Here is a 15,004-nt window from a genome sequence, read left to right on the forward strand (position 1 = left end):
CCCGGTCAGCTCACGCCGGGCACGGCACAGGTGGCCTCGACGTAGTCCGAGACCGCCTCGGCCTGGTCCTGCTCCTCCTCGGAGAGGACGTCCTCGAGCGCGTCGAGCTCGGAGACGGTGGCGGTGTCGGGGAACACGTCCAGCGCCTTGACCATCGCCGCGACGCCGGCTCGCTGGTCGTCGGTGAAGTCGGCCGGCAGCTCGGCGGCCTCGAGGTCCTCGCCCCACTGGTGGAGGGCGTCGATCGTCTCCGGGGCCAGCGGCGAGTCGGGGCCCTCGGTGGGCACCGGAGCGGTGCTCAGGGCGGTGCCGAAGTCCCGGAACGCCGAGCAGAGGTCGGCGGCGTCGGCCGGCTCGTCGGCGGGCGGAGCGGGGTCGTCGTCCGAGTCGTCGGGGTCCTCGGACTCCGGCGGCACCGGCGCCTCGGTGTTCGGGTCGAGCGGCGGCGTCGAGCTCTCCCCCGCCGTGGACGACGACGAGGCCGGCGAGGACGGGTCGTCGGCGGCGTCGCCGGAGTCCTCACCACACCCGGCGAGCAGCACGGAGGCCGCCACGAGGGCGGCGAGGGTGGTCAGGGGACGGCGCATGGGAGCCTCCGAGCGGCAGCGGGCACGTGGGTGGGTGGGGCGTCACTCCCGGGCGCGGGGGTGCGCCGTGGCGAAGACCTCGCGCAGGTTGTCGACGGTCACGAGCGTATAGACCTGGGTGGTGGTCACCGACGCGTGCCCCAGCAGCTCCTGGACGACGCGGACGTCGGCGCCGCCGTCGAGCAGGTGGGTGGCGAAGGAGTGCCGCAGGGTGTGCGGGGACACGTCGCGGGTCACCCCGGCCCTCTCGGCGGCCCGGACCAGCACCGCCCACGCCGACTGTCGCGAGAGCCGTCCGCCGCGGGCGTTCAGGAACAGCGCCCCGCCGACGGCGCGGGTCGAGACCAGCTCCGGCCGGGCGCGGACGACGTAGGCCTCGACGGCGTCGCGGGCGTAGGAGCCGATCGGCACGATCCGCTCCTTCGAGCCCTTGCCGCGCAGCAGCACGGTCCCGTCGACCGCGTCGAGGTCGTCGACGTCGAGCCCCACGGCCTCGGAGATCCGGGCCCCGGTGCCGTAGAGCACCTCGAGCAGCGCACGGTCGCGCAGCGCGAGGTTCGTGCCCGGGGCGCCGGCGGCCTCGAGGATCGCCTCCACGTCGGAGAGCGGCAGCGCCTTGGGCAGCCGCTTGCCCGCGGCCGGCGGCTTCACGCCGGCCGCGGGGTCGGCGTCCGCGAGCCCGTCTGCGACCGCGAACCGGTGGAACCCGCGCACGGCGACGACGGTGCGGGCCGCCGACGTGCTGCTCAGCGGCGGGTGGTCGGCGTCGCCCTCGCGCAGTCGCACGAGGAACGCCGACACGGTGGCCTCGCTCACCCCGGCCAGGTCCTCGACCCCCTCGGCGCCGAGGAACGCCAGGTAGCGCCTCAGGTCGCGCCGGTAGGACGTCAGCGTGTTGAGCGCGAGGCCCTTCTCGACCGAGAGGTGGTCGAGGTAGGTGCGGACCGCACGCGCGACCGCGCCGGCGCCCTCGGCGGTCACGCCAGGACGTCGTCGAGCGCGACCGCCTCGATGCCGACGGCCTCGCCCACCGGGGCGTTGGTCAGGGCACCGGCGTGGGTGTTGAGCCCCAGCGCCAGGGACCGGTCGGCCCGGCAGGCCTCGACCCAGCCCCGGTCGGCCAGCGCGACGGTGTACGGCAGGGTGGCGTTGGTCAGCGCGTAGGTGGAGGTGTTGGGCACCGCACCGGGCATGTTGGCCACGCAGTAGAACGTCGAGCCGTGGACCTGGTAGGTCGGGTCGGCGTGGGTGGTGGCGTGGGTGTCCTCGAAGCAGCCACCCTGGTCGACGGCGATGTCGACCAGCACCGAGCCGGGCTTCATCCGCGAGACCAGGTCGTTGGTGACCAGCTTGGGGGCCGCGGCACCGGGGATCAGCACCGCCCCGATGACCATGTCGGCCTCCATGACCTGCTGCTCGATCGCCAGCCTCGACGAGGCGAGGCCGTGGACGCGGTTGTTGTAGCGCCAGAACGACATCCGCAGCTTGTCGAGGTCGGTGTCGAGCAGCGTCACGTCGGCGCCCATCCCGAGGGCGATGTTCGCGGCGTTCTGACCCGAGACCCCGGCGCCGATGATGACGACCTTCGCGTTGGCCACGCCCCCGACGCCGCCCATCAGCACGCCGCGGCCACCCTGGGCCTTGAGCAGCGAGTAGGCACCGACCTGGGGCGCCAGGCAGCCGGCCACCTCCGACATCGGGTACAGCAGCGGCAGCGCGCCCGAGGGCAGCTGAACGGTCTCGTAGGCGATGCCGGTGACCTTGCGCGCCAGCAGCTCCTCGGTCAGCGGCTTGTCGGCGGCCAGGTGGAGGTAGGTGAAGAGGGTCAGGCCCTCGCGCATCCGGTGGTACTCCTCGGCGACCGGCTCCTTGACCTTGAGCACCACGTTGATGTCGCCGTCGGTGCCCCACGCCTCCTCGGGCGTGCTCACGATCCGCGCGCCCGCGGCGACGTACTCCTCGTCGGGGATGGAGGAGCCGACGCCGGCCCCGTGCTCGACCACCACGTCGTGACCGTGCGCGGTCAGCTCGTGCACCCCGACCGGCGTGATCGCCACCCGGTACTCGTGGTTCTTGACTTCCTTGGGCACGCCGACCTTCACCGATGACCTCCTCGAGGGTGCGGGGCACGTCGTTGTGCCCTTCTCGCCCGGTGACCCTACTCCCGCACGCCGGTCCGGTCAGGTGCTCGGGGGTGGCGGCGGCCTAGGCCGGCAGGCCGGGCCCGACGAGGCCGGCCGCGTGGGCCTTCAGCACCGCGATCACCAGCGGGCCGTCGGTGACGTCGCCGGCCAGGACGGCGGCGACCAGGTCGGCGAACGGGGCCCGGAAGACCTCCATGTCGGCCTCCTCGTGCTCCACCTCGAAGTCGCCGCGGCCGACGTCGGTGAGGCCGCGGGCCAGGAAGTGGTGGATCCGCTCGGCCGAGATGCCGGGGCTCGACCAGCTCGTGCCGAGGTCGGTCCAGGACTCGGCCGCCAGCCCGGCCTCCTCGGCCAGCTCGCGGCGGGCGACGTCGACCGGCTCCTCGCCCGGGTGGTCGACCAGCCCGGCCGGGAGCTCGACGAACCGGTGGCCGGCGGCGTGGCGGTACTGCCGCAGCAGCACGACCTGGTCGTCGTCGTCGACGGCCAGGACCACCACCGCGCCGGGGTGCTCGAGCACGATCCGCCGGAACGGCGCCTCGTCGCCGCCCTCGGGCCGGCGCACGGTGTCGGCCCGCAGGGCCACCACCCACCCGTCCCGGTGCAGGTCGTGCGTCTCGAGCACCGGCCACTGCTCGGGCCGGTCGGCCAGCGCGCTCACGCCTCGGTCGGCTCGGGACGCAGCCCGGTCTCGTCGATGGGGAAGCGCAGCTCGCGCTGCCGGTCGATCGCCGCGCCGACCAGGCCGCTGAAGAGCGGGTGCGGGCGGGTCGGCCGCGAGCGCAGCTCGGGGTGCGCCTGGGTCGAGACGTAGTAGGGGTGCACCTCGCGGGGCAGCTCGACGAACTCGACCAGCCCGAGGTCGGGGTTGGTGCCGGAGAAGACCAGGCCGGCCGCGGCGAGCTGGTCGCGGTAGTCGTTGTTGACCTCGTAGCGGTGCCGGTGCCGCTCCTCGATCCGGTCGGCGCCGTACTGCTCGTGCACCACGCTGCCGGGCGCGAGCTCGGCGGGGTACAGGCCCAGGCGCATCGTGCCGCCCAGGTCGCCGGCGCCCTCGACGTAGGACTTCTGCTCCTCCATGGTCGCGATGACCGGCTCGGGGCAGTCGGGGTCGAACTCGGTGGAGGCGGCCTTCTCGAGCCCGGCCACCGACCGGGCGTACTCGATGACCATGCACTGCAGGCCCAGGCAGAGCCCGAGGGTGGGGATCTGGTGGGTGCGGGCGTAGGTCAGCGCGCCGAGCTTGCCCTCGATCCCCCGGATGCCGAAGCCGCCGGGGACGATGATGCCGTCGACGTCGGCCAGCTGCCGGGCCGCGCCGGCCGGCGTGGCGCACTCGTCGGAGGGGACCCAGCGGATCTCCACCTTCGCCTCGTGGGCGAAGCCGCCCGCGCGCAGCGCCTCGACGACGGAGAGGTAGGCGTCGGGCAGGTCGATGTACTTGCCGACCAGCGCGACGGTCACCTCCTCCTTCGGGTGGTGCACGCGGCGCAGCAGGTCGTCCCAGATCGTCCAGTCGACGTCGCGGAAGGGCAGGTCGAGGCGGCGCACGACGTAGGCGTCGAGGCCCTCGCGGTGCAGCACCTTCGGGATGTCGTAGATCGAGGGGGCATCGGCCGCGGTCACCACGGCCTCCTCGTCGACGTCGCACATCAGCGAGATCTTGCGCTTGATGGAGTCCGGCAGCTCGCGGTCGGCGCGGCACACGACGGCGTCCGGCTGGATGCCGACCTGGCGCAGCGCGGCGACCGAGTGCTGGGTGGGCTTGGTCTTGAGCTCCTTGGACGGCCCGATGTACGGCACCAGGGAGACGTGGAGGAAGAAGCAGTTGTCGCGGCCGATCTCGTGGCGCACCTGGCGGGCGGACTCGAGGAACGGCAGCGACTCGATGTCGCCGACGGTGCCGCCGATCTCGGTGATCACGACGTCGATCTCGGGCCCGCCCATCGCGAGGATGCGGTCCTTGATCTCGTTGGTGATGTGCGGGATGACCTGCACGGTGTCGCCGAGGTAGTCGCCGCGGCGCTCCTTGGCGATGACGCTGGCGTAGACCTGGCCGGTCGTCACGTTGGCGATCTGGTTGAGGTCGGTGTCGAGGAAGCGCTCGTAGTGACCGACGTCGAGGTCGGTCTCGGCGCCGTCGTTGGTGACGAAGACCTCACCGTGCTGGAACGGGTTCATCGTCCCGGGGTCCACGTTGAGGTAGGGGTCGAGCTTCTGCATCGTGACCCGGAGCCCGCGCGAGCGCAGCAGCCGACCCAGGCTCGAGGCGGTCAGCCCCTTGCCGAGCGACGAGGCGACTCCGCCGGTGACGAACACGTGCTTGGACTGGTGTACCGGGGCCGCCTTCACGGGATTCGATCCTATCCCAGTCCGGCGCTAGTCGCTGCCTCCGCGCGCCGTGCGGCTCGCCACCTGCGCCACGTCGAGCAGCTCGCGGGCGTGGGCCAGGGCGGTGTCGGAGTCGGCGAGGCCGGCGAGCATCCGCGACAGCTCGCGCTCGCGGGCGGCGTCGTCGAGCACGGTGAGCCCCGAGCTCGTGACCGACCCGTCGCTGGACTTCTGCACCAGGACGTGGCGGTCGGCGTAGGCCGCCACCTGCGGCAGGTGGGTCACGACGAGGACCTGGGCGGTGCGCGCCAGCTCGGCCAGCCGCCGCCCGACCTCGACCGCGGCCGCGCCGCCGACACCGGCGTCGACCTCGTCGAAGACGAACGTGGGCACCGGGCTGGTGCCGGCGAGGGCGACCTCGATGGCCAGCATGACCCGCGACAGCTCGCCGCCCGAGGCGCCCTTCGACAGCGGACGCGGCTCCGAGCCGGTGTTGGCGGCCAGCAGCAGCTGCACGTCGTCGGCCCCGTGCGCGGCCGGCTCGGTCGGGGTGACCCGGATCGAGAGCACGGCGTGGGGCATCGCCAGCAGGGTGAGCTCGGCGGTCACCTGCTTCTCCAGCGTGCGGGCCGCCGTCGTGCGGGCCTTGGAGAGCGCCGCGGCCGCCGTGCCGAGCTCGGAGCGCAGCCGGTCGCGCTCGGCGGTGAGCGCCTCGATCCGCTCGTCGGTGCCGTCGAGGTCGAGCAGCCGGGTCGCGGCCCGGGCCGACCAGGCCAGCACCTCCTCGAGCGTCTCGCCGTACTTGCGGGTCAGGGCGGTGAGCGCGGCGCGGCGCTCGGAGACCGCGGCCAGCCGGTGCGGGTCGGTGTCGACCCGGTCGGCGTAGGACGCGACGTCGGCGGCGACGTCGGAGACGAGGTAGACGACCTCGGCCATCCGGTCGGCCAGCTCGGCGACCTCGGGATCGTGCTCGCGGACGCTCTCGAGGAACCCGCGGGCGGCCGCGGTGGTGCCGAGGGCGTCGGCCCCGCTCTCGCCGGACTCGTCGCCGGAGAGCGCGGTGCGCGCGTGCTCGGCGGCCGCGCGCAGGGTGTCGGCGTAGCCGAGCCTGGACTCCTCGGCGGCCAGCGCGTCGTCCTCCCCCGGCTCGGGGGAGACCGCCTCGACCTCGCCGAGCCCGAAGCGCAGCAGGTCGGCCTCGCGGGCTCGCTCGCGTGAGGAGGCGACGACGTCGTCGAGCTCGCGGCTGGTGGCGTCGAGGCGGCGGTAGAGGTCGGTGTAGCGGGCCAGGATCTTCGCCAGCCGGGGACCGCCGAACCGGTCGACGGCGTCGCGCTGGGCGCGCGGCAGCAGCAGCCGGTGCTGGTCGGACTGTCCGTGCACGGCGACCAGCGGCTCGGCGACCTCGGTCAGGGTCGCGACGGGCACGGTCGCCCCACCGACGAACGCGCGCGAGCGGCCCTCGGCCGAGACGTTGCGCGCCAGCACGACGACGCCGTCCTCGACCTCGCCGCCGGCGTCCTCGACGGAGGCGACGAAGCCGGGCAGTCCCGCGGCGTTGACGACGCCCTCCACGCGGGCCTGCTTCGCGCCGGTGCGCACGGCGCCGGTGTCGGCCCGGCCCCCGAGCAGCAGGCCGAGCGCGGTGACGACCATCGTCTTGCCGGCGCCGGTCTCACCGGTGATGACGGTCAGGCCGGGACCGAGCTCGAGCACGGTGGCGTCGATGACGCCGAGCGAGCTGATCCGGATCTCCTCGATCACGGCGCCTCGCTCGTGGCCCGGAGCCGGCGCCGCTCGCCCTCGCCGCGCCAGCCCTCGACGTTGAGCCCGAACTTGGCGACCAGCCGGTCGGTGAACGGCGCGTGGTGCACCCGCGCGAGCCGCACCGGGCGGACGCCGCGGCGGACCTCGATGCGGGCCCCGGGCGGCAGGTCGACCGTGCGCCGGCCGTCGCACCACAGCACGCCCGACACGTCGGTGCGGGCGAGCACCTCGATGGCGACGACCGAGTCGGGCCCGACCACCATCGGACGGGCGAAGAGGGCGTGCGCGCTGAGCGGGACCACGCACAGCGCCTCGACCTGGGGCCAGACGATCGGGCCCCCGGCGCTGAAGTTGTAGGCCGTCGACCCGGTCGGCGTCGCGCAGACGACGCCGTCGCAGCCCCAGCGCGACAGCGGACGGCCGTCGACCTCGACGACCACCTCGATCATCCGCTCGCGGGCGGCCTTCTCGACGCTGGCCTCGTTGACCGCGAACGTGTGGGCGAGCACCTCGCCGTCGAGGCTGACCTCGACGTCGAGGGTCAGCCGGTCCTCGACGATGTAGCGCGCCTCGACGATCGCGGTGATGGTCGCGTCGACCTCCTCGGGCTCGGCCTCGGCGAGGAAGCCGACGTGGCCGAGGTTGACCCCGAGCACGGGGGTGGCGCTGTCGTAGGTGAGCTCGACGGCGCGCAGGATGCTGCCGTCGCCGCCGATGACGAGGGTCAGCTCGCAGTCGTGACCGGCGTCGGTCTCGGACTCGGTGAGCTCGAGCGTCGGGGACTCGAGGTCGACCCCGAGGTCCTTGGCCTCCGGCCGCAGCAGCCGCACCACGATCCCGTGCGAGGTGAGGCCCGAGATCACCGCGGTCGCGACGTCGCGCGCCTCGGCCCGCCCGGTGTGCGCCAGCAGCAGCACCCGTCTCACCGTCGCGGAGTCCGTCACGGCTCCAGCCTCTCACCCGGGACCGACGAGACGTCGGCGCCGTGCACAGCCGCGTCGATGTCGTCCTGGGAGATCTCGGGGTCGCCCCGGCGCAGCCAGAGGAAGAACTCGACGTTGCCGGACGGACCGGGCAGCGGGCTCCGGGTCACCATCCGGGCCCCCCAGCCCCGGCGGGCCGCGTGGTCGGCGACCGTCGCGACCGCCTCGGCGCGCAGGCCGAGGTCGCGGACGACGCCGCCCTTGCCGATCCGGTCCTTGCCGACCTCGAACTGGGGCTTGACCATGAGCGCCAGGTCGCCGTCGGCGGCGGTGACGCCCGTCAGCGCGTCGAGCACGAGCGTGAGGGAGATGAAGGAGAGGTCGCCGACCACCAGGTCGACCGGGCCGCCGATCAGGTCCGCGGTGATCTCCCGCACGTTCTGGCGGTCCCGGACGTCGACCCGGTCGTCGCTCTGCAGCGACCAGGCCAGCTGGCCGTAGCCGACGTCGACGGCGACGACCTCCCGGGCCCCGCGACGCAGGAGCACGTCGGTGAACCCACCGGTCGAGGCGCCGGCGTCCAGGCAGCGTCGCCGCGCCACCACCAGGCCGGCCGGCTCGAAGACGTCGAGCGCCCCGGCGAGCTTGTGCCCGCCCCGCGAGACGTAGTCGGGACGGTCGGGGTCGTCGACGACCACGATCGCGACGTCGGTGGTGACGCCGGTCGCGGGCTTGGTGGCGGTCGCCCCGGACACGGTCACCCGTCCCGCCGACACCAGCTCGGCGGCGTGCTCGCGCGAGCGGGCCAGGCCGCGCCGGACCAGTTCAGCGTCGAGGCGGAGGCGACGAGGGGGCATCAGGCGGTGTCGAGGGCGCGGCGGAGCTCGCCGTGGGCGGCCTCGAGGACGGCGACGTGCTCCTCGAGGGGGCGGTCGTCGAGCCCGGCGACCGCCTCGATCACGGCGTCGACGCGCGCGTCACCGGAGGGCTCGGGCCGGGGGAAGGGCGGCTCGTCGTCCAGCAGGCCCGTGTCGTCGGACCACTCGTCACCGGGCTGCACACTCATCCCGCGAGCCTACCGGCCGGTGCCGGCGTCACGACGCCGCGGGCGGGGCCAGGTCGTCGGTGCTCGGGGCGGTGCCGGAGGCGTCCAGGTGCGACCACGCCGCGGCCGCCACGACGCGCCACCAGTCCCCCGCGTCGCCCTCGCCGTCGACCTCGAGCCGGTCGGCCACCACGCGGCCGGACCAGCCACCGAGGGCCCAGCCCCCACCGGTCTCCCGGGGAGCCGGCTGCGGCTCGCGGAGCGCGCCGAGGTCGAGGCCGACGTAGGTGGGGCGCTCCTCGGGGCGGGCGGTGACCAGCTCGGCGAGCCCGGTGACGCCGGTGAGCACGAGCAGGGAGTCGATGCCGACGTTGCGGGCCCCCTCGATGTCGGTGTCGAGCCGGTCGCCGACCATGAGGGGTCGGTCGCCGCCGACGCGTCGCACCGTCTCGTCGAGCAGCGGGCGCGCCGGCTTGCCGGCGACCTCGGGTTCCACCCCCGAGAACCGCCGGATCGTGTCGACCAGGACGCCGTGGCCGGGGGCGACGCCGTAGGGCGTCGGGATCGACAGGTCGGTGTTGCTGGCCACCCACCACAGGCCGTCGCGGATCCGCACCGAGGCCCGCATGATGTCGGCCCACACCACCTGGGGTCCGTAGCCGGTCACCACCGCGTCGGCGTCGTCCTCGGGCCCGACGACGCTCAGCCCGGTCTCGGCCAGCGCCACCTCCAGGCCCTCGCCGCCGAGCAGGACGACCCGGCCGTCGGGGCCCAGCCGGTCGAGCAGCACCCGCGCGGCGGCCTGCGCCGAGGTGACGACGTCCCCGACGTCGGCCTGGACCCCCAACGAGGTGAGGTGGTCGGCGACGGTCGACGGCGGTCGCGAGGCGTTGTTGGTGATGAAGGCCAGGCGCATCCCGCCGGCCCGGACCTCGGCCAGGTGGTCGGCCGCGCCGGGCACGGCGTCCGGCCCGACGTAGACGACGCCGTCGAGGTCGAGCATCGCCAGGTCGTAGCCCTCGGCGAGGGGTGTCGCGGATTCAGCCAGCATGCCCCGAGTCTCCCAGCCGTCCGGTCGTGTCGTCGCCCTCGCCCCCACCCGGCTCCTCGTAGGGTGACCGGATGGAGTCCGCCGCGGTCACCCCGCCGTTCGTGGCGCGACCGCTCCGGCTGACGCCGTTCCGGGCGCTGCGGCTGGTCCCCTCGCGCATCGGCGACCCGGCCGCGTCCCGTCTCTTCGCCCGCCCCTACCGCGACCTCGCCAGCCGGCTGCAGACGTGGGAGGCCCGCGGGATGATCACCCACGACCCGGAGCCCGCGCTCTACGTGCACGAGTACACCGTCGACGGGATCACCGTGCGCGGGCTCGTCGGTGCGATCGACGTCTCCAGCCGCGCCGTGCGGCTCGAGGACCGCGCGATCCTGCCGCACGAGGGGATCTACCCGGCCCAGGCCGACGACCTCGCCGACCGGATGGAGCAGATGCGGGTCAACCCCGGCCCGATCCTGCTCGTGCAGGACTCTCCGGAAGCACTTCGCACGCTCCTGGCCCAGGTGCGCCGCGCCGCCCCCGACCACGAGATCACCGACCGCTCCGGCCACTTCCACCGGATCTGGGCGATCACCGACGCCTCCGTGGTCGCCGAGGTCGCCGAGCTCGTCGCGCCGACGACCGCACTCATCGCCGACGGGCACCACCGCTACGCCGCCTACCTGCGCCTGCAGCAGCGCGACCTCGGCCCGTCCGCCGACCGCGGACTGGCGATGATCGTCGACCAGAGCGACACCCCGCTCTTCCTGGGCGCCATCCACCGGGTCCTGGCCGGCACCTCCGTGCACGACGTGGAGGCCGCGGCCCGCACCCTGGGCATCCGCACGACCCTGCGCACGCACGAGGAGGCGGTCGCGCTCCTCGGACCCCGGACGCTGGTGGTCACCGACACCGAGACGTGGCTCACGGTCCACCTCGAGCTCGAGGGCGACCGGGTGGAGGCCGAGATCCTCCACGACCAGCTGGTCCCCTCCCTGGGTCATGGTCCCAGCCGGGTGACGTTCCACCACACCGCGCGGGAGGCGCTGGCGCAGGTCGAGCCCGACCACGGCACCGCCGTGCTGATGCCGGCGCCGTCGGTGGAGCAGGTGCAGCGCGTCGTGGCGAGCGGCCGGCTCTTCCCCGAGAAGGCCACGTCGTTCCAGCCGAAACCCGCCTTCGGCGCCTTCATCCGCTCCTGGCGCGACGAAGAACCCGACCCGACCTGACCTCGACCTCCACCCGGGAGCCCGTGCCGACCGCGGTGCGGAAGAACCGGCGCCGGATGGAGCCGCTGACCTCCACGACGTCGCCCTCGCGCCAGGTGCGGACCGAGCGCTTGACCCGGCCCGACCAGACGACGCACTCGAGGGCGTCGACGCGCTGACGCTGCTGCTGCCCCGGCGGCCGGTCGACCACCACGCGGAACGCCACGAGCGTGTCGCCGCTCGGCAGCTCCCTGCTCTCGGCCGGCGCGGCCAGGCGACCCACCAGCCTGACGTCGTTGACGGCCTCGACCGTCTCCTGCGAGGACGGGGTCGTCCCCTCGTTCGTGGGTGCGCTCATGACGCCTCACCTCCACCACGAACCCTGACGGGCTCCGGGGACGGAATCCGCCCGACCAGCCGCCGCCTGGGGAGAACCTCGGGAACCGCGCGCCTGTGGACGACAGGTGGTGATCCCCGTGGTCGACGACCGCGAAAACGACAGAAGGGCGACCCCGAGGGGTCGCCCTTCTGCGAATGATTGTCCGGCGGCGTCCTACTCTCCCACAACCTCGCGATTGCAGTACCATCGGCGCTGGCAGGCTTAACTTCCGGGTTCGGTATGGGACCGGGTGTTTCCCCGCCGCTATGGCCGCCGTAACTCTATGTCCACACCCCTCCCAACCCCCGTGCCGGGCTCCCTGGGAGCCGCCCGTGGGGTGGGTGGTGTGGAAACTTGTGTAGTGGACGCGAACACGACAACAACAGATGTTGTTCTTTGTGTGATGTTGGTTGAAGATTTGTAAGGCAAGCCCTCGGCCTATTAGTACCGGTCGGCTGGGCATTGCTGCTGTACACCTCCGGCCTATCAACCCAATAGTCTGTTGGGGGCCTTAACCCCTCAAAGGGGGTGGGAAACCTTATCTTGAAACGTGCTTCCCGCTTAGATGCATTCAGCGGTTATCACTTCCGAACGTAGCCAACCAGCCGTGCCCCTGGCGGGACAACTGGCACACCAGAGGTTCGTCCATCCCGGTCCTCTCGTACTAGGGACAGCCTTTCTCAAGTTTCCAACGCGCGCGGCGGATAGGGACCGAACTGTCTCACGACGTTCTAAACCCAGCTCGCGTGCCGCTTTAATGGGCGAACAGCCCAACCCTTGGGACCTACTCCAGCCCCAGGATGCGACGAGCCGACATCGAGGTGCCAAACCATCCCGTCGATATGGACTCTTGGGGAAGATCAGCCTGTTATCCCCGGGGTACCTTTTATCCGTTGAGCGATGTCGCTTCCACATGCCGACACCGGATCACTAGTTCCGACTTTCGTCCCTGCTCGACATGTCTGTCTCACAGTCAAGCTCCCTTGTGCACTTACACTCGCCACCTGATTGCCAACCAGGCTGAGGGAACCTTTGAGCGCCTCCGTTACTTTTTAGGAGGCAACCGCCCCAGTTAAACTACCCATCAGGCACTGTCCCTGATCCAGATCATGGACCTAGGTTAGACATCTAGTACGACCAGAGTGGTATTTCAACGATGACTCCACAACCACTGGCGTGGCTGCTTCAAAGTCTCCCACCTATCCTACACAAGCCGAACCAAACACCAATACCAAACTATAGTAAAGGTCCCGGGGTCTTTCCGTCCTGCCGCGCGTAACGAGCATCTTTACTCGTAGTGCAATTTCGCCGAGTCCATGGTTGAGACAGCGCCCAAGTCGTTACTCCATTCGTGCAGGTCGGAACTTACCCGACAAGGAATTTCGCTACCTTAGGATGGTTATAGTTACCACCGCCGTTTACTGGGGCTTAAATTCTCCGCTTCAACCACTGCGTGGTCTAACAGGTCCTCTTAACCTTCCAGCACCGGGCAGGAGTCAGTCCGTATACATCGTCTTACAACTTCGCACGGACCTGTGTTTTTAGTAAACAGTCGCTTGGGCCTGGTCTCTGCGACCCTCCCCGCTACCCACCGCGAAGGTGTTGACGGTTCGGGTCCCCCTTCTCCCGAAGTTACGGGGGCATTTTGCCGAGTTCCTTAACCATGGTTCACTCGATCGCCTTAGTATTCTCTACCTGATCACCTGAGTCGGTTTGGGGTACGGGCGGCGCGTAGCTCGCTAGAGGTTTTTCTCGACAGCATAGGATCATCCACTTCACCAATAATGGCTCGGCATCACATCTCAAGCTCGACATCAAAGTCAGCGGACCGGATTTGCCTGGACCACGCCCTACCTGCTTACCCCGGGACAACCATCGCCCGGGCTGGACTACCTTCCTGCGTCACCCCATCGCTTGACTACTACCGGATCGGATCCCACGCTCCACCACACCTCCTCACCCCGAAGGGATCGGTCGATGTGGCTTCAGATGGTTAGCATCACCGGGCTCGTCATGGGCGCTACTTTGCCGGTACGGGAATATCAACCCGTTGTCCATCGACTACGCCTGTCGGCCTCGCCTTAGGTCCCGACTTACCCAGGGCAGATTAGCTTGACCCTGGAACCCTTGATCATTCGGCGCACGGGTTTCTCACCCGTGATTCGCTACTCATGCCTGCATTCTCACTCGTGTCGCGTCCACCCCTGGATCACTCCGGAGCTTCACTCGCGACACGACGCTCCCCTACCCACCCACACACCCAACCACCCAGTGGCCGAGTTCCCATCCAAGGGAGTGTGAATGCCATAGCTTCGGCGGATGACTTGAGCCCCGCTACATTGTCGGCGCGGAATCACTTGACCAGTGAGCTATTACGCACTCTTTCAAGGGTGGCTGCTTCCAAGCCAACCTCCTGGTTGTCACTGCGACTCCACATCCTTTTCCACTTAGTCACCGCTTAGGGGCCTTAGCTGATGGTCTGGGCTGTTTCCCTCTCGACTACGGAGCTTATCCCCCGCAGTCTCACTGCTGCGCTCTCACTTACCGGCATTCGGAGTTTGGCTAACGTCAGTAACCTGGTCGGGCCCATCGGCTATCCAGTGCTCTACCTCCGGCAAGAAACACGCAACGCTGCACCTAAATGCATTTCGGGGAGAACCAGCTATCACGGAGTTTGATTGGCCTTTCACCCCTATCCACAGGTCATCCCCTCAGTTTTCAACCTAAGTGGGTTCGGTCCTCCACGCGGTCTTACCCGCGCTTCAACCTGCCCATGGATAGATCACTCCGCTTCGGGTCTTGATCATGCTACTCAAACGCCCTATTAGGACTCGCTTTCGCTACGGCTTCCCCACACGGGTTAACCTCGCAACACAACGCAAACTCGCAGGCTCATTCTTCAAAAGGCACGCCATCACCCCCACACCCACCATGGCTGGTGGACGGCCGGGCTCTGACGGATTGTAGGCACACGGTTTCAGGTACTATTTCACTCCCCGCCAGGGGTACTTTTCACCTTTCCCTCACGGTACTTGTCCGCTATCGGTCATCAAGAAGTATTTAGGCTTAACGGGTGGTCCCGCCAGATTCACACACCATTTCAGGAGTGGCGTGTTACTTGGGAAACACTACAGACAGATCACGTTTTACGACTACGGGGCTATCACCCTCTACGGCGCCGCTTTCCAACGGACTTCAACTTCCACGCGATTTTCTTACTGTCCCAGTCACCGGCAGATGACCACGAATGCTCCCACAACCCCCATCCCGCAACCCCTGCCGGGTATCACACGGAATAGGTTTGGCCTCATCCGATTTCGCTCGCCACTACTCTCGGAATCACTTTTGTTTTCTCTTCCTATGGGTACTGAGATGTTTCACTTCCCCACGTTCCCTCCACACACCCTATTTTATTCAGGTGCAGGTGACTGGACATGACTCCAGCCGGGTTTCCCCATTCGGACACCCCCGGATCACAGCTCGGTTGCCAACTCCCCAGGGCTTATCGCAGGCTCCAACGTCCTTCATCGGCTCTTGATGCCAAGGCATCCACCATGTGCCCTTCAATGCTTGCCAATACAAACCTTCAA

The 15,004-nt window shown here is 70.0% G+C and carries 12 protein-coding genes and 2 rRNA genes; 1 reads left to right on the forward strand and 13 read right to left on the reverse strand.

The window, feature by feature from the left end:
- Positions 1-5 precede the first annotated feature (5 nt).
- The 10 genes from FE634_RS11370 to FE634_RS11415 form a co-directional block, all read right to left on the reverse strand.
- Positions 6-587, reverse strand: a complete 582-nt coding sequence (locus FE634_RS11370; RefSeq protein ID WP_148240604.1) for a hypothetical protein — start codon at positions 585-587, stop codon at positions 6-8.
- 42 nt (positions 588-629) lie between these two features.
- Complete coding sequence (gene xerD / locus FE634_RS11375; protein WP_137295403.1) at positions 630-1,568, reverse strand: site-specific tyrosine recombinase XerD; 939 nt, start codon at positions 1,566-1,568, stop codon at positions 630-632.
- Positions 1,565-2,689, reverse strand: a complete 1,125-nt coding sequence (gene ald / locus FE634_RS11380) for an alanine dehydrogenase (RefSeq protein ID WP_138875937.1) — start codon at positions 2,687-2,689, stop codon at positions 1,565-1,567. The genes xerD and ald overlap by 4 nt, the downstream gene beginning before the upstream one ends.
- 103 nt (positions 2,690-2,792) lie before the next feature.
- A complete protein-coding gene (locus FE634_RS11385; RefSeq protein WP_148240605.1) occupies positions 2,793-3,392 on the reverse strand; it encodes an NUDIX domain-containing protein in 600 nt (199 codons plus the stop codon).
- Positions 3,389-5,083, reverse strand: a complete 1,695-nt coding sequence (locus FE634_RS11390) for a CTP synthase (protein ID WP_137295406.1) — start codon at positions 5,081-5,083, stop codon at positions 3,389-3,391. Before FE634_RS11390 ends, FE634_RS11385 begins: the two co-directional genes overlap by 4 nt.
- 27 nt (positions 5,084-5,110) lie before the next feature.
- Positions 5,111-6,826 carry a DNA repair protein RecN gene (recN, locus tag FE634_RS11395; RefSeq protein WP_148240606.1) on the reverse strand — a complete coding sequence of 572 codons (1,716 nt, stop codon included), beginning with the start codon at positions 6,824-6,826 and terminating at the stop codon, positions 5,111-5,113.
- Positions 6,823-7,773: an NAD kinase gene (locus FE634_RS11400; RefSeq protein ID WP_246060933.1), complete on the reverse strand. Its 951-nt coding sequence runs from the start codon at positions 7,771-7,773 to the stop codon at positions 6,823-6,825. The genes recN and FE634_RS11400 overlap by 4 nt, the downstream gene beginning before the upstream one ends.
- Positions 7,770-8,609 carry a TlyA family RNA methyltransferase gene (locus FE634_RS11405; protein ID WP_148240607.1) on the reverse strand — a complete coding sequence of 280 codons (840 nt, stop codon included), beginning with the start codon at positions 8,607-8,609 and terminating at the stop codon, positions 7,770-7,772. Before FE634_RS11405 ends, FE634_RS11400 begins: the two co-directional genes overlap by 4 nt.
- On the reverse strand, positions 8,609-8,818 hold the full coding sequence (locus FE634_RS11410) for a hypothetical protein (RefSeq protein WP_138875938.1): 210 nt from the start codon (positions 8,816-8,818) through the stop codon (positions 8,609-8,611). Before FE634_RS11410 ends, FE634_RS11405 begins: the two co-directional genes overlap by 1 nt.
- A gap of 28 nt (positions 8,819-8,846) precedes the next feature.
- Positions 8,847-9,848, reverse strand: coding sequence for an HAD-IIA family hydrolase (locus FE634_RS11415; protein ID WP_246060934.1), 1,002 nt, complete (start codon positions 9,846-9,848; stop codon positions 8,847-8,849).
- Positions 9,849-9,919: 71 nt separating this feature from the next.
- On the opposite strand from FE634_RS11415, the gene FE634_RS11420 reads away from it, so the two are divergent.
- Positions 9,920-11,056 (forward strand): DUF1015 family protein, encoded by a 1,137-nt coding sequence (locus FE634_RS11420; protein WP_137295410.1) that lies wholly within the window; start codon positions 9,920-9,922, stop codon positions 11,054-11,056.
- Here FE634_RS11420 and FE634_RS11425 read toward each other — a convergent pair.
- From FE634_RS11425 to FE634_RS11435, 3 genes are all read right to left on the reverse strand, one after another.
- Positions 11,016-11,393, reverse strand: a complete 378-nt coding sequence (locus tag FE634_RS11425; protein ID WP_137295411.1) for a single-stranded DNA-binding protein — start codon at positions 11,391-11,393, stop codon at positions 11,016-11,018. The genes FE634_RS11420 and FE634_RS11425 overlap by 41 nt on opposite strands.
- Before the next feature lie 182 nt (positions 11,394-11,575).
- Positions 11,576-11,692, reverse strand: a 5S ribosomal RNA gene (rrf, locus tag FE634_RS11430).
- Between the two features lie 143 nt (positions 11,693-11,835).
- A 23S ribosomal RNA gene (locus tag FE634_RS11435) occupies positions 11,836-14,990 on the reverse strand.
- Positions 14,991-15,004 lie beyond the last annotated feature (14 nt).

It is taken from the genome of Nocardioides sp. S-1144 (genome assembly GCF_005954645.2).
Taxonomy (GTDB): domain Bacteria; phylum Actinomycetota; class Actinomycetes; order Propionibacteriales; family Nocardioidaceae; genus Nocardioides; species Nocardioides dongxiaopingii.

Excerpts from the sequence above, each read along its gene's own strand:
- FE634_RS11420 (WP_137295410.1), top strand. The coding sequence starts at position 9,920 with ATGGAGTCCGCCGCGGTCACCCCGCCGTTCGTGGCGCGACCGCTCCGG.
- FE634_RS11415 (WP_246060934.1), bottom strand. The coding sequence starts at position 9,848 with ATGCTGGCTGAATCCGCGACACCCCTCGCCGAGGGCTACGACCTGGCG.
- FE634_RS11410 (WP_138875938.1), bottom strand. The coding sequence starts at position 8,818 with ATGAGTGTGCAGCCCGGTGACGAGTGGTCCGACGACACGGGCCTGCTG.
- FE634_RS11425 (WP_137295411.1), bottom strand. The coding sequence starts at position 11,393 with ATGAGCGCACCCACGAACGAGGGGACGACCCCGTCCTCGCAGGAGACG.
- FE634_RS11405 (WP_148240607.1), bottom strand. The coding sequence starts at position 8,609 with ATGCCCCCTCGTCGCCTCCGCCTCGACGCTGAACTGGTCCGGCGCGGC.
- FE634_RS11370 (WP_148240604.1), bottom strand. The coding sequence starts at position 587 with ATGCGCCGTCCCCTGACCACCCTCGCCGCCCTCGTGGCGGCCTCCGTG.